Source organism: Streptomyces sp. NPDC048338 (genome assembly GCF_043201055.1).
Lineage (GTDB): Bacteria > Actinomycetota > Actinomycetes > Streptomycetales > Streptomycetaceae > Streptomyces.
Genome location: NZ_JBICYQ010000010.1, coordinates 102,808 through 122,892 on the forward strand (window position 1 = coordinate 102,808; position 20,085 = coordinate 122,892).

A 20,085-nucleotide genomic window follows, 5' to 3' on the forward strand; every position below is an offset into this window, starting at 1 on the left:
TGACGGGTCATCAGGTATTGACGCACCCGCGCGGCGGTGCGAAAGTCGGGCACATCGAGAATCTGACGGTACGTCAGAAATAACGAGGACGGTGAACCCCTTGGAATTCGGGATCTTCGTGCAGGGATACGTCGGCAAGCGCGCCGAGACCGATCCCGAGGCCGAGCACAAGGCGCTGATGGAGGAGACCGAGTACGTCATCCAGGCCGACCGATCCGGGTTCAAGTACGCCTGGGCCTCCGAGCACCACTTCCTGGAGGAGTACTCCCACCTGTCGGCGAACGACGTCTACCTCGGCTACCTCGCCCACGCCACCGACCGGATCCACCTCGGCTCGGGCATCTTCAACCCCCTCGCACCCGTGAACCACCCGGTCAAGGTGGCCGAGAAGGTCGCCATGCTCGACCACCTCTCCGCCGGCCGCTTCGAGTTCGGATCCGGCCGCGGGGCGGGCTCCCACGAGATCCTCGGGTTCATGCCGGGCATCACCGACATGAACCACACGAAGGAGATCTGGGAGGAGACGATCGCCGAGTTCCCCAAGATGTGGCTCCAGGACGAGTACGTCGGCTTCCAGGGCAAGCACTGGTCCCTGCCGCCCCGCAAGATCCTGCCCAAGCCGTACGGCAAGTCCCACCCGGCCATGTGGTACGCCGCCGGCTCGCCCTCCTCCTACGCGATGGCCGGCAAGAAGGGCCTGGGCGTCCTGGGCTTCAGCGTGCAGAAGGTGTCCGACATGGAGTGGGTCGTCGAGTCGTACAAGACGGCGATCAAGGAGGCCAAGGCGGTCGGCGACTTCGTCAACGACAACGTCATGGTGACCTCCACCGCGATCTGCGCGGAGACCCACGACAAGGCCGTCGAGATCGCGGTCGGCGGCGGCCTGAACTACCTCCAGTCGCTGCTCTTCCGCTACCACGACACCTTCCCGCGGCCCGAGGGCATCCCCGAGTGGCCCGAACTCCTGCCGGAGTACAGCGCGGAGATCATCGAACTCCTCATCGCCGAGGAGCTGATGATCTGCGGAGACCCGGAGGAGGTGCTGCGCCAGTGCAAGCGCTGGGAGCAGGCCGGGGCCGACCAGCTGTCCTTCGGGCTGCCGATCGGGGTCTCGTACGAGGACACGATGAACACGATCAAGCTGATCGGTGAGCACGTGATCCCCAAGATCGACACGGACCCCGTCCACCGCACCACCCGCTTCCGCCAGGCCGCGGGTTCCTGACGGGGCGGGGCGGGCCCTCCCGGTGCCCCTCCCACCCGCGAGCGCGGGGCGGTGTCTTCCCGGACCGCCGCTCCGTACCTGCCCCGGTCGGGGACGTCGTAGCCGCGGCCGGCTACCGCGTCCCCGGCCGGGGCGCGTCCATGTGGTCCACGTGAGGAAAGGGACGTCATGCTCGATCACCTGATCAAGGGGGCCACCGTCGTGGACGGCACCGGCGCCCCCGCCCGCGTCGCCGACGTCGGTCTACGGGACGGGCGGATCGCCCTCGTCGCCGAGCCGGGCACCGTCACCGAACAGGCCGCGAGCAGCGAGGACGCCACCGGGCTCGTCCTCGCCCCGGGGTTCGTCGACCCGCACACCCACTACGACGCCCAGCTGTTCTGGGACCCCTTCGCGACCCCCTCCATGAACCACGGCGTCACCACCGTCGCCGGCGGCAACTGCGGCTTCACCCTCGCCCCCCTGCACCCCGACCGGCCCGAGGACGCCGACTACACCCGCCGCATGATGTCCAAGGTCGAGGGCATGGCCCTGGCGGCCCTGGAGGACGGGGTCGACTGGTCCTGGTCCTCCTTCGCCGAGTACCTCGACGCCCTCGAAGGGCGGATCGCCGTCAACGCCGGGTTCATGGTCGGGCACTGCGCCCTGCGCCGGTACGTGATGGGCGCCGACGCCGTCGGCGGGCAGCCCACCGACGCGCAGCTGCGGGCGATGGAACGGCTCCTCCACGAGGCCATGGACGCGGGCGCCTGGGGCCTGTCCACCACCCAGTCCGCCACCCACTCCGACGGGGACGGCGCCCCCGTCCCCTCCCGGCACGCCACCCCGGCGGAACTGATCGCGCTCTCCAAAGCCGTCGGCGAGCACGAGGGAACCCAGATCGAGGCGATCCTCGCCGGCTGCCTCGACCAGTTCTCCGACGCCGAGATCGACCTCTTCGTCGAGATGACGGCGGCAGCCGGCCGGCCGCTCAACTGGAACGTCCTCACCATCGACGCCGCCGTGCCGGAACGCGTGCCGCGCCAGCTCGTGGCCTCCGAGCGCGCCCGCAAGTCCGGCGGCCGGATCGTCGCCCTCACCATGCCGATCCTGACCCCGATGAACATGTCGCTGGGCACCTTCTGCGCCCTCAACCTCATCCCCGGCTGGGGCGAGATCCTGGCCCTGCCGGTGCCCGAACGGGTCGCGCGACTGCGCGACCCGCAGGTCCGGACGGAGATGCTCCGCCGCGCCGACTCCCGCGAGGCCGGCGTCTTCCGGCGTCTCGCCCGCTTCGACCGCTACGTCATCGGGGACACGTACAGCGCCGAGAACGAGGGCCTGACCGGCCGCGTCGTCCGGGACATCGCCGCCGAGCGGGGCCAGGACGCCTTCCAGTGCCTGGTCGAGATCTGCGCCAACGACGACCTGCGGACCGTGCTGTGGCCGATGCCCTCGGACAACGACCCGGCCTCCTGGGCGCTGCGCCGCGAGACCTGGGAGCACGAGGACGTGTTGCTGGGCGGCTCCGACGCGGGCGCCCACCTGGACCGGATGTGCGGGGCGCCGTACACCACCCGATTCCTCGGCGACTGCCTGCGCGGCCGCAAGCTGGTCCCGCTGGAGCAGGCGGTGAGGATGCTCAGCGACGACCCCGCCCGGCTCTTCGGGCTGCGTGAGCGGGGCCGGATCGAGGAGGGATTCCACGCCGACCTGGTCCTCTTCGACCCCGAGCGCATCGACGCCGGACCGGCGACCCTCGTGCACGACCTGCCCGGCGACAGCCCCCGGCTGGACTCGCGGGCGGTCGGCATCGTCTCGGTCCGCGTCAACGGCGTGGAGACCGTCCGCGACGACGAGGTGACCGGCGCGATACCGGGCCGGGTGCTGCGGTCCGGCCGGGACACGAGGACGGTGTCGACGCGATGACCCGTACCGAGAGCCTCTTCATCGGGGGCACGTGGACCGAGCCCGACGGCGGGCACTACGAGGTGATCGACCCGGCCACCGAGGAGGTCGTCGGCCTCGCCCCCGAAGCCTCCCGAGCCCAGGTGCACGAGGCGGCCGCCGCCGCCCGCGCGGCCTTCGGCACCTGGTCCCGGACGCGGCCGGAGGAGCGCGCCGCGATCCTGGACCGCGCCGCGGACATCATGGCCCGCGACGCCGACCGCCTCACCGTCCTCGCCCAGGCCGAGACCGGCGCGACCACCGGGACCGCCCGCGGGATGCAGGTCGCCGTCGGCGTCTCCCGGTTCCGCCGGTACGCGCGCGGCGCCCTGGAGCCGGTCGAGCAGGCGCTGCCCCCGCAGATCAACGAGGCGGGACCGATGGGCAGGGCCGGGGTCTTCGGCGCGCTGGCCGTGCGCCGCCCGGTCGGCGTGGTCACCTGCATCACCTCGTACAACAACCCCTGGGCGAACCCGGCGGGCAAGGTCGCCCCGGCCCTGGCCATGGGCAACACGGTGGTGGTCAAGCCGGCGCCGCAGGACCCGCTCTCCGTGTACGCGATGGCGCGGGCGCTGGAGGAGGCGGGCGTCCCGTCCGGCGTCGTGAACGTCGTCACCGGCTCGGCTCCCGGGGTCGGCGAGGCGGCGGTCGACTCGCCCGACGTCGACATGGTGTCCTTCACCGGCTCCACGGCCGTCGGGCAGCGCATCGGCGAGGTCTGCGGCCGCGACATGAAACGGCAGCTGATGGAGCTGGGCGGCAAGGGCGCGGCCCTGGTCCTCGACGACGCCGACCTGGACGCGGCGGTCACGGGCATCGGCACCACCTTCGCCTTCTACAGCGGGCAGATCTGCACGGCCCCGACCCGGGTGCTCGCCCAGCGCGGGATCCACGACCGTCTGATCGAGAAGCTGACCGGCTACCTGGCGTTCATGAAGGTGGGCGATCCGAGGGAGCGGGGCACGGTCGTCGGCCCGGTGATCTCGGCGGCCCACCGCGACCGCGTGGAGTCGTACGTCGAACTGGGCCGCAAGGAGGGGGCCCGGGTGGTCGGCGGCGGCGAGCGGCCGGATCTCGACCGCGGCTTCTACGTGGCGCCCACCCTGCTGGCCGACTGCACGAACACGATGCGGGTGGTCCGGGAGGAGATCTTCGGACCGGTCGTCGTGGTCGTCCCCTTCGACGACGAGGAGGAGGGGATCGCGCTGGCCAACGACAGCGACTACGGGCTGATCGACTACGTCTGGTCCGGGGACACGGCCCGCGCGTTCCGCGTCGCGTCGCGGCTGCGGGCCGGCGGGGTCGGCGTGAACACCGTGGGGCGGAACATGGAGGCCCCCTTCGGCGGATTCAAGAAGAGCGGGGTGGGGCGGGACGTGGGCTCGTACGCCCTGCACGCCTACAGCGAGCTGCAGGCGGTGGTCTGGCCCGGTTGATCATGCTTGGGGAACGGGCCGGAAAATACCGCGGGAAATTTTGAAATCGGACATTCCGGGCTCAGCTGCGGTTCCCGCATATCGGACACCGATCGGTACGCCTACCGATCGGTCGGCTCGACCCGTCAGTGGATCTTCCAATCGTTGGTAGATGCACGGATTTCGCCTCGCAATGCAAGGTGAAGATCGATGGCGCGAGTGGATTTCGACATTCCGGATGTGGAAACCGCAGCACTTAACGTCCTGTTCATGACTCAGGTGGATGCACGGCCCCAGGCCGGAGACACGGTAAGGGGCGTCCCCGCCTCGGGCGACACTCAGGGCGTACGCACCAAGGGACTCGGCGGCAACTCGGTCGGGCTGCTGGGCAGCGCCGTCATCGGCATCTCGACCGTCGCCCCCGTCTACTGCCTGACCTCCACGCTCGGCTCCACGGCGGGCGAGGTCGGCCTGCAGATGCCCGCGGTGTTCCTGGCCGGCTTCCTGCCGATGCTGCTGGTCGCCTTCGCCTACCGCGAGCTGAACAAGGTCATGCCCGACTGCGGCACCTCGTTCACCTGGACCGTGAAGGCCTTCGGGCCGCGCATCGGCTGGATGTGCGGCTGGGGTCTCGTCATCGCGACGATCATCGTGCTGTCCAACCTGGCCGGCGTCGCGACCTCGTACTTCTGGCTGCTGGCCGGCGAGATCACCGGTGATCCGTCGATCGCCGCCCTGGACGACAACAAGGCCGTCCACATCCTCACCTGCCTGACGCTCATCGCCGTCGCCACCGCGATCAGCTACCGGGGCATGACCGCCACCAAGGGCATCCAGTACGCCCTCGTCGGCCTCCAGCTCGTCGTCCTCGTCCTCTTCGTCGCCATGGCCTTCCAGAAGGCGGGCAGCGGCACCTTCGACACGGGCCTGGACTTCTCCTGGTCGTGGATGAACCCGTTCGCCGTCCAGTCCTTCGCAGCCTTCACCGCCGGCCTGTCGCTGTCGATCTTCATGTACTGGGGCTGGGACGCCTGCCTGGCCACCAACGAGGAGACCACCGGCAGCGAGAAGACGCCGGGCCGGGCCGCGCTGGTCGCGATGGTCGTCCTGGTCGCCTCCTACCTCGCCACCGGCATCGCCGCGCAGATGGCCGTCGGCTCCGGCGACAAGGGCCTGGGCCTCGCGAACCCGGAGACCTCCGACAACGTCTTCGCCGCCCTCGCCGGCCCCGTCATGGGCCCGGCCCTCGGCATCCTGCTCTTCGTCGCGGTCCTCGCCTCGGCGGCGGCCAGCCTCCAGACCACCTTCATCCCGGTGGCGCGTACCGTGCTGGCGATGTCGGCGTACGAGGCCCTGCCCGCGTCCTTCGCGAAGGTCCACCCGCGCTTCAAGGTCCCCGGCAAGGCCACCGTCATCGCCGGTGTCGCCACCGGCGTCTTCTACACGGTCATGACCCTGGTCAGCGAGAACGTCCTGGTCGACACGATCTACGCGCTCGGCCTGATGATCTGCTTCTACTACTCGCTCACCGCGTTCGCCTGCGCCTGGTACTTCCGCAAGGAGCTCTTCCGCTCCGGCCGCGACCTCGTCTACAAGGGTCTCTGCCCGGTCCTGGGCGGCCTCCTGCTGACGGCCGTCTTCGGCAAGACGCTCTACGACATGTGGGACCCGGCCTACGGCAGCGGCTCCGCGGTCCTCGGCGTCGGCTCGGTCTTCGTGATCGGTGTCGGACTGCTGCTGCTCGGCGTCGTGATCATGCTGGTGATGCAGCGCAGGAGCCCCGCCTTCTTCCGCGGCGAGGTGCTGACCAAGGAGACCCCCTCGCTGGTCGTCGCGGACTGACCGCGCACGGATCCGGCGCCGGACACGGCGGAGGTGACGGGCCCGTGGGGGGCCCGTCACCTCCGTCCCGCGTCAGTGCCCCGGCAGGAGCCGCTGGACGGCCGCGTTGGCGGGCGGCAGGTCGGCGGGCGCCGGCTGCTTCTCGTCGGGGTTCAGGACGCCGCTGAGCGGGACGACCGTGGACAGGCCGACGTCGCTCTCGGCGACGGCGGTACCGGCGGAGCCGAGCGAGCCGGCCACGGCGAGACCGGCCAGGGCGGCGGTGAGGATCTTCTTCATGCCCCGCCCAACGCGCCCGGACGCCAAGCGGTTACGGATGCCCGGAATCCCACCCTCCGACCCGTCGTCCGCCCTGGACGGGCTGTGCGGCCAGGGCCGTCACCGCGGGCGGGACGGGTGGGGATCCGGCCCTGCGTGGGGCCGGGGAACACTCCTTAGGATGCGTACGTGTATACGGAAACGACGTGGTCGCTGCGGCCGGGCCGGCCGCAGGACGTGGAGCCGATCGCCGAACTGCGGGCGGTGGTGATGCGGGACGACCTGGTGCGGCTCGGCCGCTACGACGAGCACCGGGTGCGCCAGCGGCTGCGCGACGGCTTCACCTCGGAGCACACCTCGGTCGTGGAGACCGGCGGCGTGTTCGCCGGCTGCGTGACGCTCCGCCCGTACGACCACGGGCCGGGCCTGTACATCGAGCACTTCTACCTGGCCCCCGCGACCCAGGGGCGGGGCCTCGGGACGGCGGTGCTGCGGACGCTGCTGGCCCGGGCCGACGAGGAGTCGGTCCCGGTCCGGCTGATCGTCCTCCAAGGGAGCGCGGCCCGCCGGCTCTACGAACGGGAGGGCTTCGTCGTCGAGTCGGAGGACCCCGTCGACGTGCTGATGGTGCGCGAGCCGTTCGTCACAGCCCCACGCCGGCCGGCTGCCGGACGGTGACGTTGAGCCGGTTGAACAGGTTGGTGAGGCCCACCATCAGCACGATCGCGGCGAGCTGCTTCTCGTCGAAGTGATCGGCCGCCGCGTCCCACACCGCGTCCGGCACGGCGTCCGAGGCGTCGGCGAGCCGGGTCGCGGCCTCGGCGAGCGCCAGCGCGGCGCGCTCCTCGTCGGAGAAGTACGGGGTCTCGCGCCAGGCGGCGACGGCGAACAGCTTCTCGTCGCTCACCCCCGCCTTCCTGGCGCTCTTCGCGCCGTAGTCCACGCAGAAGCCGCAGTTGTTGATCTGGCTGGCCCGCAGGTGCACCAGCTCCAGGACGGACTCCGGGGCACCGCCCTGCCGCGTGGCCTTCACCAGGTCCTGGATGGCCGCCCCCGCCTCGGGCAGGACGTAGGCGGGGTTGGTCATCCGGGCCTCGGTCTCGTGCTGCATGGCGATCGCTCCTCCGTGGTCGGTGCGGGCCGATCCCGTGCCGGCCTCACAGCAATGACGGAGCGCGCGACGCGGATGTGACACGACCGCGGATCTTTTCTTCTCCGGTCCGTTCTCCGGTCCGTTCTCCGGCCGGGGTCAGGCGGCCGGTTCGGCGGGCTCCGCGATCAGGGCGGTGGCGACCGTGCGGAAGCCCAGCCGGCCGTAGAGCCGGGCCACGTCCGCGTCCGAGGCCGTCAGGAAGACCGTCTCCACCCCGTGGGCCCGGGCGTCGGCCACCAGGGCGGCGGTGACCGCGAGCCCCAGCCCCCGGCGGCGGGCGGACGGCAGGGTGCCGACCCCGACGACCTCGGAGACGGCCCCCACAGGTTGGTGCTGACCGGCCGAGAGCGCGTGGCCCGCCGGGTCGAGGGCCGCGGCCAGCCGCGTCGCCCCCTCGGCGATCCGCACCGCGACCTGGGCGACGGCCGACGGAGTGGCCTCGGCGCCGAAGGCCGCGTACGGGGCGGCGACCGCGCTCGGCAGGACCGGATCGCCGGCGCCCACCATCCGCACGGTGACGTCCTCGGGAAGCGGGAGGGGCACGATCCCGTCCTCGTCGGTCAGGACCATCAGCGGATGCTCGTGGACCACGAGCCCGCTCTTCTCGACCGCCGCCCGCAGCCCCGGCGTGGTCTCCGCCACCCACTCGAACGCCTCGGGCGCCCCCAGCTCCCGCTGCCGCGCCCGGACCCGGTCCACCTCGTCCGCCGTCACCTCGCCGGAGTGCCCGAGGGCGGGCCGGGCGTAGAAGGGCCAGCCCTCGCCCTCCCGGACGAAGAGGGTGAGCGGCCCGAACTCCTCGGCACGGGCGGCGGATCGGGGGGCGGTGTCGTAGTACGTCTCGAGTCGGTTCAGCATGACGGTCATCCAAGCAGCCGAACGGCCTTGTCCACGGGTGGTTTTCGGCGTCTTCCGGTGACGCGGCGGCGCCGGCCCCGGCCGCGGGTGACCTCCCCTTCCTCGTGCGCGGGGTGCCAAGCGGGCTGCCGCGCAGGGCGGATGCGAAGTCGTGACACATGCCGGACGCAGTTGTGGCATGTACCCGACGACACTGTGCCCACGACACGCGCCCGCCGTGTCCGAGGGGGGAATCATGACCAGGACACCGCAGTGCCCGGGGTGCGGCCGGGAGGACCGGCTGCAGGCCGTACCGGCCGTGTACCTCGGGGGACGGGACACGGTCAGGGTGCGAGTGCGCAACCCCGACGACCACCATGACCGCACCGTCGACCGCCCTGTGACGACCGCCCTCTCGGAGGCGCTGGCACCCGTGCCGGAACCCCCGTCCCGGGCGATCGGATGCCTCGGCGTGCTGGCCCTCCTCGTCGCGGTCGGGACCTTCGCGGCCGGAGCCGGCGCGGGCCACTGGCTCGACGACGTCCCCGTGGTCGAGGGCGGCGGGGTCTTCGACGAGAACGGGATCTTCCACGCGCCGGGGCAGGAGCTGCCCACCGCCGGTCCGGCGTGGCCGGACTTCGCCTGGCTCGCGGTGATCTCGGCGCTCGCCCTGACGGCGGCCGTGCTGGTCCTCGTCCTGCGGATCCGCAGCCGCCGTGCCTTCACCCGGCTGACGAGCGGCCGGGCGCAGGCCGAACGCCTCTGGTCGCGAGCCTGGTACTGCCACCGCTGCGGCACCGTCCACTTCCGTGATGCGCCCGGCGAGGACACCCGGCCGCTGACCTTCCAGGAGTTCCGCGAGCGCGTCTGGCAGGAAGGGGGGTACGGCGACCTCGCCGCGACGCAGCGGGCGCTAGGGGGTGTCTTGTCGATCAGGCCGGGTCAGTGAGCGGTGTCCTGGGGCTTCGGATCCAAGGCGGAGGAAGAAGGCATGGCGGAGCCATGCCGACCGACGACAACGCGGGAGACGGAGTCTCAGGACACCGCGAGCCCGGCAAGATCGGCAAGACGCCCCCTAGGACCGACCCGCTCCGCATGACGGAAGATGGAGGCATGACCGAGATCCGCACCCCCCGCCTCATCCTCCGACGCTGGACCGACGACGACCTCGTCCCCATGGCCGAGATCAACGCCGACCCCGAGGTCATGCGCTGGATCGGCGACGGGTCGGTCCGCGACCTGGAGGAGACCGCCGAGGACATCGAGCGCTGGGAGGAGGAGTGGGACGACGAGGGCTTCGGGCTCTTCGCCGTGGAACTCATCGCCTCCGGCGAACTCATCGGCTTCGCGGGTCTGTCCGTGCCGGACTTCCTGCCCGAGGTGCTGCCCGCCGTGGAGATCGGCTGGCGGCTCGGCCGCCCGTTCTGGGGGCAGGGCTACGCCTCCGAGGCCGCCCACGCGGCCCTGGAGTTCGCCCTGCAGGACCGCGGCCTGGACCGGGTGGTCAGCATCGCCCACATCAGCAACACGGACTCCGAGAACGTGATGCGCAAGCTCGGCATGACCCCCGAGCGCGAGACCGAGCACCCGGTCTTCGGCGTCCCGCTGCGGGTGCATGCCATCGACCTCACGGAGTACGAGGGCTGACCTCCAGGAACACCGGGTTGGTGAAGGCCGCGAGCGCGCCCGGCAGTGGGGGCGCCGCCGCCGGGTGCCGGACCTCCGCCCGGACGTAACCGGCGTACGCGGCGGTCGTCACCCACTCCACCGGGTCCGTGGCCCGGGCCGTGTGCAGGACACCCTGGTCCGTGACGAAGCGGACCGTGCCGCCTTCCGGGGCGCCCGTCACGGCGAGACGGACGGTGACGGGCTCGTCCGCCGGGACCGCGAGACGCTCGCCGACCCCCGCCGAGCGGCCCCGGCCGTCCGTCACCGCGAAGTCCAGGGAGACGGACGAGGACTCGGCGACGTACGCCCGGCCCGCGCGCAGGCCCGCCAGGATCGCCTCCCGGCTCAGGTCGTCGGCCAGGACCACGGTCTGCGGGGTGCCGACGCGGTCCGGGTCGCGGTGGGCGTCGCTGTTGCCCATCGCCGGTGTCCGGCGGCCCCGGGCAAGCGCCGCGTCCCAGGCCGCCAGCGACACCTCGTCGTCCTGGGTGAAGGGGCCGTTCCACACCTCGACGGCGTCGGCGTCGCCGAAGCCGAACTTCCAGTTGCAGCCGATGCAGGTGGCGTGCGGGTGCGCCGGGACGACGAGGCCGCCCGCCCGGCGGATCTCGCGCGCGAAGTGCCCGAAGCGGTTCTCCCGCGCCCGGTAGCGCCAGTCCACGAACGTGCCCGGTGCGGTCCCGAGCGCCAGGACGTGGCCGTTGCGGGTGGTGATCTCCTCGCCGAGGAGGACCAGCAGGTCGTCCCCGGCGGCCTCGGCCCACGCGCCGTGCCCGGCATGGGTGTTGTGCTCGGTGGTGGTCAGGAAGTCGAGGCCGGCGGCGCGCGCGAGCGCGGCGACCTCGGCCGGCGTGCGGCGCCCGTCCGAGTACACGGTGTGCAGGTGGCTGTCGCCGCGGTACCAGGACCTGCCCCGGCCCGCGGCCCGGTCCGGCGGGTACACGGGGGGCGCCGTGGGCAGCGAGGGACCGAAGCGGAGGGTGATCGTCACGGCGTACGCGAGCCCCTGCGGCGCGACCGTGTACGGGGCGAGCACCACCCACCAGGTCCCGGCCCGCAGCGGGCCGGCGACATAGCCGGGCGTCGCCTCGTCGGTGCGCAGGAAGAACTCCTTGCGCGCCCCACCCGACCAGCCCCGGAACCCCATGCCGCCGAGCGCCGTGCCGCGCTGGTCGAAGAGGCCGATGTCCAGGGCGTTGCCCTGTGTCCCGGCGGGCACGGCCGGCCGGTCGTACGTGTACGAGACGTGGATCTCGCGGACCCCGCGCGGGATCTCGACCGGGAGGTACACGTAGTCGGGGGAGCCGGGCGGCAGCGTGCCGCCGACCGTCTCCGTACGGTCGCCGGCGTCCTGCTCCCCGGCGTCCTGTTCCCCGGCGTGCGCGAAACTCACCCCACCCACGGTAAGGGCGGCCGTGGCGCCCGTCGTGAGAAGCGTCCGCCTGCTCGGTTCGCTCATGCCCGGCACCATGGCCGAGGCCGGTGAACTCCCGGACAACGCACCCCTCCCTCACGTCGTGACTCTCGGAAATCCCGGCCCCACCCCCTACCGTGCCCGTATGCGGATCTCGACCACGATCTTCCTGACCGACGAGACCATCACGCCCGTGCGGATCGCGCGCGAACTGGAGCAGCGCGGCTTCGCCGGGCTCTACCTCCCCGAGCACACCCACATCCCCGTCGAGCGGGCCACCCCGTATCCGGCGGGCGGTGACCTGCCCCCGGAGTACGCCCGCACTCTCGACCCCTTCGTCGCCCTCGGCCAGGCCGCGGCCGTCACCGAACGGCTCGCGCTCGGCACCGGCGTCACGCTGATCGCGCAGCACGACCCCATCGGGCTGGCCAAGCAGATCGCCACGCTCGACCACCTCTCCGGCGGCCGGTTCACGCTGGGAGTCGGCTTCGGCTGGAACAAGGAGGAGGCCGCCGACCACGGCGTGCGTTGGGCGACCCGGCGCGAACTGGGCCGGGAGCGGATGGGGCTGATGAAAGCGCTCTGGGCCGAGGAACCGACCGCGTACGAAGGCGAGTTCGGAGTCTCGGTGCGTGCCTCGCAGGTCCACCCCAAGCCGGCCGGCGGCGCGCCCCGCATCCTGCTGGGCGGCGCGGCCGGCCCGAAGCTCTTCGCGCACATCGCCGCGTACGCGGACGGCTGGATGCCGATCGGCGGCCGGGGCCTGACCGAGTCCGTGCCCGTCCTGCGCGAGGCGTTCGAGAAGGCGGGCCGGGACCCGGCCACGCTCCAGGTGGTGCCGTACGCCGTCCTCCCCAGCCCCGGCAAGCTCGCGCACTACGCGGAGCTGGGCTGCGAGGAGGTCGTGCTGCAACTGCCGCCGGGCGACGAGTCGGAGGTGCTGGGGGTGCTGGACACGTACGCGCGGTTCCTCTGACCGCCCGCGTCACCGGAGGGTCGGGGGCTCCAGGGAGTCTGCGGCGTCCTCGCCGCCGACCCCGGAAGGGTCGTAGGCGCAGGGCATCGCGGTGAACCCGTCGAGGGTCCGCCAGTACGACCACCAGGTGACGACGACCCGCTCGCGCCCCCCGTCCGCCCCGTCACGGCGCTCGGCGCGCAGCGTCCGGTCGGTACCGCTCTCACGGAAGGCGGTCACGTCCCAGCCGGTCTTCTCCAGGTGGTCGCGGAGCCGGCCCAGCGCGGCCCCGCCCTCCGCCTCGGAGACGCCGGCGATCCGCCAGTCGTGCCCGAGCCGGTAGGAGCCCTCCTCGGGCTCGTCGGCCATGCTCTCCAGTCCGTCCGGGTAGCAGACCTCGGCGGAGAGGGCGTTCTCGGCCGCGCGGTTGTCCCCGCCGGACTGCCCGGCGGGCAGCTCGCCCCCGAGCCCCGCGACGTCGTACAGCTCCTGCGTGCGCGAGGTGGCCCGCTCGGCCATCACGGCCGGAGCCACCTCGGGAAACCCCTCGCCGGTGCCCCGCTCGACGGCGTACACGACGACGAGCCCGACCACGAGCAGCACGGGGACGCCGACCGCCGCGAGGAGGAGGCAGAGGGTGCCCCGCAGGGCGCTGCGCCGCAGCGGCGCCTGCGGCGCCGCGACGTCGTCCATGAGCTCGTTCGTCATGACCAGGACGCTACGTCCGGCCGGGTGCCGCCCGGATGGGGGCGGCACCTCAGAAGGACCGTGCGCGGGTACTCAGATGTTCAGGGGGCGGGGGAGGCGCCGGGGGTTTCCTGGAAGCAGCGGGAGACGACGGTGACGGCCAGTACCGAGGTCGGGTCCTCGTCTCTAGACGCTCCAGTTGTGCCGCATCTGGACGACCCGGCCCTCGGGCTCGTAGTCGTCGCCGCAGGTGGGCGGGATTGAGTACGCGTACTCAAACCCGCGGCCCGCTCGTATGCTCGGTGCATGACGGATCAGCAGCCCGTACGCGCCGAACGCCCCACCGAGAACGCCATGCGCCGCGCCCTCAGGCGCGCCCGGGACGGGGTGGCGCTCGACGTCGCCGAGGCCGCCGTGCTGCTGCAGGCGCGGGGGGCGGACCTCGACGATCTCGTGGCGTCCGCCGGCCGGGTGCGGGACGCCGGCCTGGAGGCCGCCGGGCGGCCCGGGGTCATCACGTACTCGAAGAGCGTCTTCATCCCGCTGACCCGGCTGTGCCGGGACAAGTGCCACTACTGCACCTTCGTGACCGTGCCGGGCAAGCTGCGCCGGGCCGGGCACGGGATGTTCATGTCGCCCGACGAGGTCCTGGACATCGCCCGCCGCGGCGCCGAACTGGGCTGCAAGGAAGCGCTCATCACGCTCGGGGACAAGCCGGAGGACCGCTGGCCCGAGGCGCGCGAGTGGCTGGACGCGCACGGCTACGACGACACGATCGCGTACGTCCGGGCCATGGCCATCCGCATCCTGGAGGAGACGGGCCTGCTGCCCCACCTCAACCCGGGCGTGCTGTCCTGGACGGACTTCCAGCGGCTCAAGCCGGTCGCCCCGTCCATGGGCATGATGCTGGAGACGACCGCGACCCGGCTGTGGTCCGAGCCCGGCGGCCCGCACCACGGCTCCCCGGACAAGGAACCGGCCGTGCGGCTGCGGGTGCTGGAGGACGCCGGCCGCTCCTCGGTCCCCTTCACCAGCGGGCTGCTCATCGGCATCGGCGAGACGTACGAGGAGCGCGCCGACTCGCTGTTCGCGCTGCGCCGGATCTCCCGCGCCTACCACTCCATCCAGGAGCTGATCATCCAGAACTTCCGCGCCAAGCCGGACACGGCCATGCGCGGCATGCCCGACGCCGAACTCGACGACCTCGTCGCGACGATCGCCGTCGCCCGGCACATCATGGGCCCCTCCGCCTGCCTCCAGGCCCCGCCGAACCTCGTCGACGAGGAGTACGGGCGGCTCATCGGCGCCGGCATCGACGACTGGGGCGGCGTCTCCCCCCTCACCATCGACCACGTGAACCCCGAGCGGCCCTGGCCGCAGATCGACACCCTCGCCGGGAAGTCCCGCACGGCCGGCTTCGAGCTGCGCGAGCGCCTCTGCGTCTATCCGGAGTTCGTCGGCCGGGGCGAGCCCTGGCTCGACCCGCGGCTGCTCCCGCACGTGCGCGCCCTGGCCGATCCGGAGACCGGGCTCGCCGACCCGGACGCGGTCGTGCGCGGCCTGCCCTGGCAGGAGCCGGACGAGGCGTTCACCGCCACCGGCCGCACCGACCTCCACCAGACCATCGACACCACCGGCCGCACCCATGACCGCCGGGACGACTTCGACGAGGTCTACGGCGACTGGGAGTCGCTGCGCGAGGCCGCCGCGCCCGGCATGATCCCGCAGCGGATCGACACCGACGTCCGCGCCGCGCTGGCGACCGCCGCCGACGACCCGACGCGGCTCACCGACGACGAGGCGCTCGCCCTCCTGCACGCCGACGGACCCGCGCTCGACGCCCTCACCCGGATCGCCGACGACGTCCGCCGGGCGGCCGTCGGCGACGACGTCACGTACGTGGTCACGCGGAACATCAACTTCACCAACGTCTGCTACACCGGCTGCCGCTTCTGCGCGTTCGCCCAGCGCCGCACCGACGCCGACGCCTACACCCTCTCCCTCGACCAGGTCGCCGACCGGGCCCAGCAGGCGTGGGAGGTCGGCGCGGTCGAGGTCTGCATGCAGGGCGGCATCCACCCCGACCTGCCGGGCACCGCCTACTTCGACATCGCCCGCGCGGTCAAGGAACGCGTCCCGGGCATGCACGTGCACGCCTTCTCCCCGATGGAGGTCGTCAACGGCGCGACCCGCACCGGGCTGTCCATACGGGAGTGGCTGACGGCGGCGAAGGAGGCCGGCCTCGACTCGATCCCCGGCACGGCGGCCGAGATCCTCGACGACGAGGTCCGCTGGGTCCTCACCAAGGGCAAGCTGCCCACGGCCACCTGGATCGAGGTCATCACCACCGCCCACGAGCTGGGCATCCGCTCCTCCTCCACGATGATGTACGGCCACGTGGACCAGCCCCGGCACTGGCTCGGCCACTTCCGCACGCTCGCCCGCATCCAGCAGCAGACCGGCGGCTTCACCGAGTTCGTGACGCTCCCCTTCATCCACACCAACGCGCCGGTCTACCTCGCGGGCATCGCCCGCCCCGGCCCCACGGTCCGCGACAACCGCGCGGTCACCGCCATGGCGCGGCTCCTGCTCCACCCGCACATCCCGAACATCCAGACCAGCTGGGTGAAGCTGGGCGCGGACGGCGCCGCGGAGATGCTGCGCTCGGGCGCGAACGACCTGGGCGGCACGCTGATGGAGGAGACCATCTCCCGGATGGCCGGATCCGGTTACGGGTCGTACCGCTCCGTCAAGGACCTCGTCGCCATCGCCGAGGCCGCCGGCCGGCCCGCCCGGCCCCGCACGACGCTCTACGGCGAGGTGCCGCAGGAGCGAGTTCGGGCCGCCGAGGCGTCCGACGGACACCTCCCGGAGCTGCTGCCGGTGCTGCCAGACTGAGGCGCATGGCCGCCACCGCCCGACCGTCGATGCAGGCCCTGATGGAAGGGCGCAAGCGTGCCCGGTTCGTCGGTCGCCAGGAGGAGATCACCGCGTTCCGGGCGAACTTCGACCTTCCCGTGGAGGACGACCGGCACCGGTTCCTCTTCCACGTCCGCGGCAACGCGGGCGTCGGCAAGACCACCCTCCTGCGCGAACTCCGGGACGTCGCCGCCGGGCACGGCGCCGTGACCGCGTACGCCGACGAGGAGCCGAGCAGCGTCCCCGAGGTGCTGGCCGTGATCAGCGCCTGCTTCGCCCGGCAGGGGCACCCGCTCAAGGCCCTCGACAGACAGCTCGCCACCTACGAGCAGCGACGCCACGAGGCCGAGGCCGCGTCGGCGTCCGCGGCGGCCGAGCCCGGACCCGGGACGGGACCGGACGGCCCGCCCAGTGCGGGCAGCATGGCGCTGGCCCAGGCCGGACTGGTCGGCGCGGGCATGATCCCGGTCGTGGGCGCCTTGACCGGCGCCCTCGACCCGGGCCCGCTCGCCCACGGCGCCGACCGGCTGCGCGGCATCCTCAGCGCCCGCTTCCGCAACCAGGAGGACGTGCGGCTCGTCCTCGACCCGGTCCGCAGCCTCACCCCCGTCCTCGTCGCCGAACTGGACCGGATCGCCGCCGACGCCCCCTGGCTGACCCTCTTCTTCGACACGTACGAACGCACCGCGCCCTACCTCGACACCTGGCTGCGCGACCTCGTCACCACCGAGCGGTACGGCGCGCTGCCCGCCACCACCGTCTTCGTGATCGCGGGCCGCGACCGCCTCGACCCGGCCTCCTGGCCGGACAGCGCCTTCTACGCCCGGGAACTGGCGCTGCGGCCCTTCACCGAGGCCGAGTCGCGCCGGCTCCTCACCGGACGGGGCGTGGTGGACGAGCACGTCGTCCAGGACGTCCTGCGGCTGTCGGGCGGCCTTCCGGTCCTGGTGTCCACCCTGGCCGAGAACCCGGGTGACGCCGGCGTCCCCAGCGCCACCGCCGTGGACCGCTTCCTGCGCGGCGAGCCGGACCCCGACCGGCACGCGGCCGCCCTGGCCTGCGCCCTGCCCCGCCGGCTGGACGAGGACGTCTTCCACGCCGCCGTTGCCGCGGACGCGGACCCCGGACTCCTCGACTGGCTGCGGACCCTGCCCTTCGTCTCCGTCCACGAGGGACGCCTCCAGTACCACGACGTCGTCCGCGGCCCCATGCTCTACCTCCAGCGCACCCGCTCGCCGCGGAAGTGGACCGAGGACCACGACCGCCTCGCGGACGCGTTCGCCGGGCGGGCCGGGTCGGCGGCGGAGGGCGTCCGGGACGACGAGCGGTGGGAACGCGAGGAGTGGCGGGCGGCGCGCCTGGAGGAGACGTACCACCGGCTCTGCGCCCGGCCCGAGGCCGCGCTGGCGGAGGCGCTCCGGGACGGCGTCGACGCCTGCGACGACGGACCCGCCACGGCCCGCCGCTGGGTCTGGACGCTCGCCGACGCGGGCGAGGCGGCGGACGCCCGGGTCCTGCGGGATTGGGCCGGCGCCGCCACGAACGCCCTGGAGACCGGGCCGGAGCCCGTCGCGGCCCTGCTCGACCTGCTGCTGTCCCGGGCGGCGTTCGGCGCGTCCGGGCAGGTGGCGGCGCTCGTGGCACGCGGCAAGCGCCGGCGCCTCGCCGAGGAGTACGACGCCGCGACGGCCGACCACGAGCGTGCCCTCGCACTGGACCCGGAGTGCGCCCGCGCGCACTACGAGCTCGGGATGGTGGGCCAGCGGCGCGGCGACCTGGCCGCGGGGCTGGAGCACTTCGACCGCGCGGACGGACTCGCCCCGGACACCCCGTGGATCCTCGCGGAGCGCGGCGAACTGCACCGCAGGGCGGGCCGGTACGCGCACGCGGTCGCCGACTGCGACCGGGCGCTGGCGTCGGGGCCGGAGGAGGCCGTCGTCCTGGCGACGCGGGGCCACGCGAGGTTCCAGCTCGGCGACCTCCGGGGCGCGCTGGCCGACCTCGACCGCGCTGTCGAGAAGGACGCGGACTACTGGTGGGCGCTGCTGCGCAGGGCCGACGTGCGCTTCGCGCTCGGCGACGAGGCGGGGGCCATGGCCGATCTCGACCACGCCGAGGAGAGGCGGCCGGACCTGGCCTGGCTGCCCGCCAACCGCGGCTACCTGCACTGGCGTTCCGGCCACCACGACCGGGCGTTGTCCGACCTCGACCGCGCCCTGCGACTCGACCCCGACTACGCCTGGGCCCTGGGCAGCAAGGCCCTCGTCCTCGCCGGCCTGGGACGCCTGGAGGAGGCGCTGTCCGCCCTGGAGGCTGCCGTGGCGGCCCGACCGGACTACGGCTGGGCCCTGTCGCAACTGGCGGAGCTCCAACGCCGACTCGGGAACCCCGACGCCGAGTCCGCCGTGCTGGACCGGGCGGTCGCGAGCGGCGACGACGTGGCGACGGCGCTCGTCGACCGCGCCCAGGCGTACCAGCGGGCGGGCCGGCTCGACGAGGCGCTGGCGGACCTGGACCGGGCGATCGCGCTGAATCCGGACCACACCGGGGCGCTCGGTGTCCGCTGCCATGTCCGTCGTGCACGGGGGTGGCCCGAGGGGGCGCTGGACGATCTGGAGCGGCTGTGGGCACTGGCGCCCGACGGCGTCGGATGGACACTGGCGGCCGTCCTGCTCCGGGAGGTCCGGGCCACCCCCGGGGGGCGGGCCCGCTGCGACGCGCTGGCCGAGGCGGGCCCGGAGTCCGTCGTGGACCGGTTGGCGCGCGCGGCCGCGCGGACGGCCGCGGGCCGTCTGACCGAGGCCCTGACCGACTACGACCGGGCCCTGGAGCTCTCCCCGGACCACCGTGGGGCCCGGGAGCGGCGGGCACGTGTCCGGTGCCTGCTCGGCGACGTGCCCGGCGGCCTGGCGGACATGGACCGGCTGGTCGAGCTGAAGGGCACGGCCGCGCTCGCGGAGCGGGCATGGCTCTCCCAGGCGGTCGGCCGTTCGCGGCAGGCGCTCGCCGATCTGGAGCACTGCCCGGACCGCGACTCCGCCTGGATCACGGGCCGTCGCGCCATGGCCCTCTTCCACCTCGGACACTTCCGGGAGGCGCACCACCTTCTCGACGCGCTGCCACCGGGCGACCGCGACGATCGGTGGGAGCTCATCTCCTGGACGCTGCTGAGGCTGGGACGACCGGGTGAGGCCCGGGAGGCCGCGGTGCGGCTGCGCGAGGCGAAGCCGCCGGAGGGACTGTTCCTGCTGGCGCGGGTGGAGAGCCGTCTCTCCGGGATCGAGGCCGCCGCGGGGCTGTGGCGGGAGTACGAGGAACAGCACGCCTTCGTGGTCGCGGACGAGCCCACCGTCGACGAACTCGGGGCCCTGACCGTGACCCGGGCGGCCCTGGGACGGTGGGACGGGGCCGGGGAGTCGCTGGAGCGGCTGCTCCGGCTCCCGCACCTGTGGGCGGGTGTCGTCGACGTGCGTGACGCCCTGGACGACCTCGCCGCGTCCCGGGGCGCGGACACCGGCCGGTTCGCCGAGCTGTCGCGCCCCCTGGCCTCGCGGCTGGCCGAGCTGACGCAGGCGGAAGAGGACTGACCGCCCGGTGCCGGCCCCCGGGCTCCCGGCATCGCTCCGGCGCCGCCCCCGGGCTCCCGGCGTCGCGTGGGACCTCGGGCGAACACGCGACGGAACCTCGGGTGAACTTCGGTCAAATCCGGCCTGAAGGGCGTCGGATCACATAACGTTCCACACCGCGAACGTGCGTACCCGGTCGATTACAGTGCTGCGGCAGACC

Annotated in this window: 15 protein-coding genes; 10 read left to right on the forward strand and 5 right to left on the reverse strand. The window is 73.1% G+C overall.

The genetic code is table 11. The features are described from left to right. Nucleotides 1-100 precede the first annotated feature (100 nt). The 4 genes from ACGFZF_RS23400 to ACGFZF_RS23415 all read left to right on the forward strand — a co-directional run bounded on the left by ACGFZF_RS23400 (nt 101) and on the right by ACGFZF_RS23415 (nt 6,408). Nucleotides 101-1,225: an LLM class flavin-dependent oxidoreductase gene (locus ACGFZF_RS23400; RefSeq protein WP_147979345.1), complete on the forward strand. Its 1,125-nt coding sequence runs from the start codon at nt 101-103 to the stop codon at nt 1,223-1,225. Between the two features lie 168 nt (nt 1,226-1,393). After that, nucleotides 1,394-3,133 carry an amidohydrolase family protein gene (locus tag ACGFZF_RS23405; protein ID WP_393556937.1) on the forward strand — a complete coding sequence of 580 codons (1,740 nt, stop codon included), beginning with the start codon at nt 1,394-1,396 and terminating at the stop codon, nt 3,131-3,133. After that, nucleotides 3,130-4,587 carry an aldehyde dehydrogenase family protein gene (locus ACGFZF_RS23410; protein ID WP_393556939.1) on the forward strand — a complete coding sequence of 486 codons (1,458 nt, stop codon included), beginning with the start codon at nt 3,130-3,132 and terminating at the stop codon, nt 4,585-4,587. The genes ACGFZF_RS23405 and ACGFZF_RS23410 overlap by 4 nt, the downstream gene beginning before the upstream one ends. A gap of 249 nt (nt 4,588-4,836) precedes the next feature. Beyond that, entirely contained in the window at nt 4,837-6,408 is a 1,572-nt protein-coding gene (locus ACGFZF_RS23415) for an APC family permease (RefSeq protein WP_393556941.1), read from the forward strand. A 72-nt stretch (nt 6,409-6,480) separates the two neighbouring features. Here ACGFZF_RS23415 and ACGFZF_RS23420 read toward each other — a convergent pair whose 3' ends face one another. Next, a complete protein-coding gene (locus ACGFZF_RS23420) occupies nt 6,481-6,687 on the reverse strand; it encodes a hypothetical protein (protein ID WP_356602810.1) in 207 nt (68 codons plus the stop codon). A 168-nt stretch (nt 6,688-6,855) separates the two neighbouring features. On the opposite strand from ACGFZF_RS23420, the gene ACGFZF_RS23425 reads away from it, so the two are divergent. Continuing rightward, a complete protein-coding gene (locus ACGFZF_RS23425; RefSeq protein ID WP_393556944.1) occupies nt 6,856-7,344 on the forward strand; it encodes a GNAT family N-acetyltransferase in 489 nt (162 codons plus the stop codon). Here ACGFZF_RS23425 and ACGFZF_RS23430 read toward each other — a convergent pair. Together ACGFZF_RS23430 and ACGFZF_RS23435 are read right to left on the reverse strand one after the other, a co-directional pair. Continuing rightward, nucleotides 7,310-7,777: a carboxymuconolactone decarboxylase family protein gene (locus ACGFZF_RS23430; RefSeq protein ID WP_393556946.1), complete on the reverse strand. Its 468-nt coding sequence runs from the start codon at nt 7,775-7,777 to the stop codon at nt 7,310-7,312. The two genes, ACGFZF_RS23425 and ACGFZF_RS23430, sit on opposite strands and share 35 nt — an antisense overlap. A gap of 138 nt (nt 7,778-7,915) precedes the next feature. Beyond that, nucleotides 7,916-8,686 carry a GNAT family N-acetyltransferase gene (locus tag ACGFZF_RS23435; protein ID WP_393556948.1) on the reverse strand — a complete coding sequence of 257 codons (771 nt, stop codon included), beginning with the start codon at nt 8,684-8,686 and terminating at the stop codon, nt 7,916-7,918. Between the two features lie 226 nt (nt 8,687-8,912). Between ACGFZF_RS23435 and ACGFZF_RS23440 the strand changes: the two genes are divergently transcribed. Further along, complete coding sequence (locus ACGFZF_RS23440) at nt 8,913-9,605, forward strand: hypothetical protein (protein ID WP_393556950.1); 693 nt, start codon at nt 8,913-8,915, stop codon at nt 9,603-9,605. A gap of 164 nt (nt 9,606-9,769) precedes the next feature. Then, on the forward strand, nt 9,770-10,303 hold the full coding sequence (locus tag ACGFZF_RS23445; RefSeq protein WP_393556952.1) for a GNAT family N-acetyltransferase: 534 nt from the start codon (nt 9,770-9,772) through the stop codon (nt 10,301-10,303). Here the strand turns inward: ACGFZF_RS23445 and ACGFZF_RS23450 are convergent. Continuing rightward, nucleotides 10,284-11,795, reverse strand: a complete 1,512-nt coding sequence (locus tag ACGFZF_RS23450; protein WP_393557296.1) for a CehA/McbA family metallohydrolase — start codon at nt 11,793-11,795, stop codon at nt 10,284-10,286. The two genes, ACGFZF_RS23445 and ACGFZF_RS23450, sit on opposite strands and share 20 nt — an antisense overlap. Nucleotides 11,796-11,883: 88 nt before the next feature. Between ACGFZF_RS23450 and ACGFZF_RS23455 the strand changes: the two genes are divergently transcribed. Continuing rightward, nucleotides 11,884-12,714 carry an LLM class F420-dependent oxidoreductase gene (locus ACGFZF_RS23455; RefSeq protein ID WP_393556954.1) on the forward strand — a complete coding sequence of 277 codons (831 nt, stop codon included), beginning with the start codon at nt 11,884-11,886 and terminating at the stop codon, nt 12,712-12,714. A gap of 9 nt (nt 12,715-12,723) precedes the next feature. Here ACGFZF_RS23455 and ACGFZF_RS23460 read toward each other — a convergent pair whose 3' ends face one another. After that, on the reverse strand, nt 12,724-13,401 hold the full coding sequence (locus ACGFZF_RS23460; protein WP_393556956.1) for a hypothetical protein: 678 nt from the start codon (nt 13,399-13,401) through the stop codon (nt 12,724-12,726). Between the two features lie 285 nt (nt 13,402-13,686). Here ACGFZF_RS23460 and ACGFZF_RS23465 point away from each other — a divergent pair, with 285 nt between their 5' ends. After that, a complete protein-coding gene (locus ACGFZF_RS23465) occupies nt 13,687-16,278 on the forward strand; it encodes a bifunctional FO biosynthesis protein CofGH (RefSeq protein ID WP_393556958.1) in 2,592 nt (863 codons plus the stop codon). A 5-nt stretch (nt 16,279-16,283) separates the two neighbouring features. After that, nucleotides 16,284-19,886: a tetratricopeptide repeat protein gene (locus ACGFZF_RS23470; RefSeq protein ID WP_393556960.1), complete on the forward strand. Its 3,603-nt coding sequence runs from the start codon at nt 16,284-16,286 to the stop codon at nt 19,884-19,886. Nucleotides 19,887-20,085: the final 199 nt, after the last annotated feature.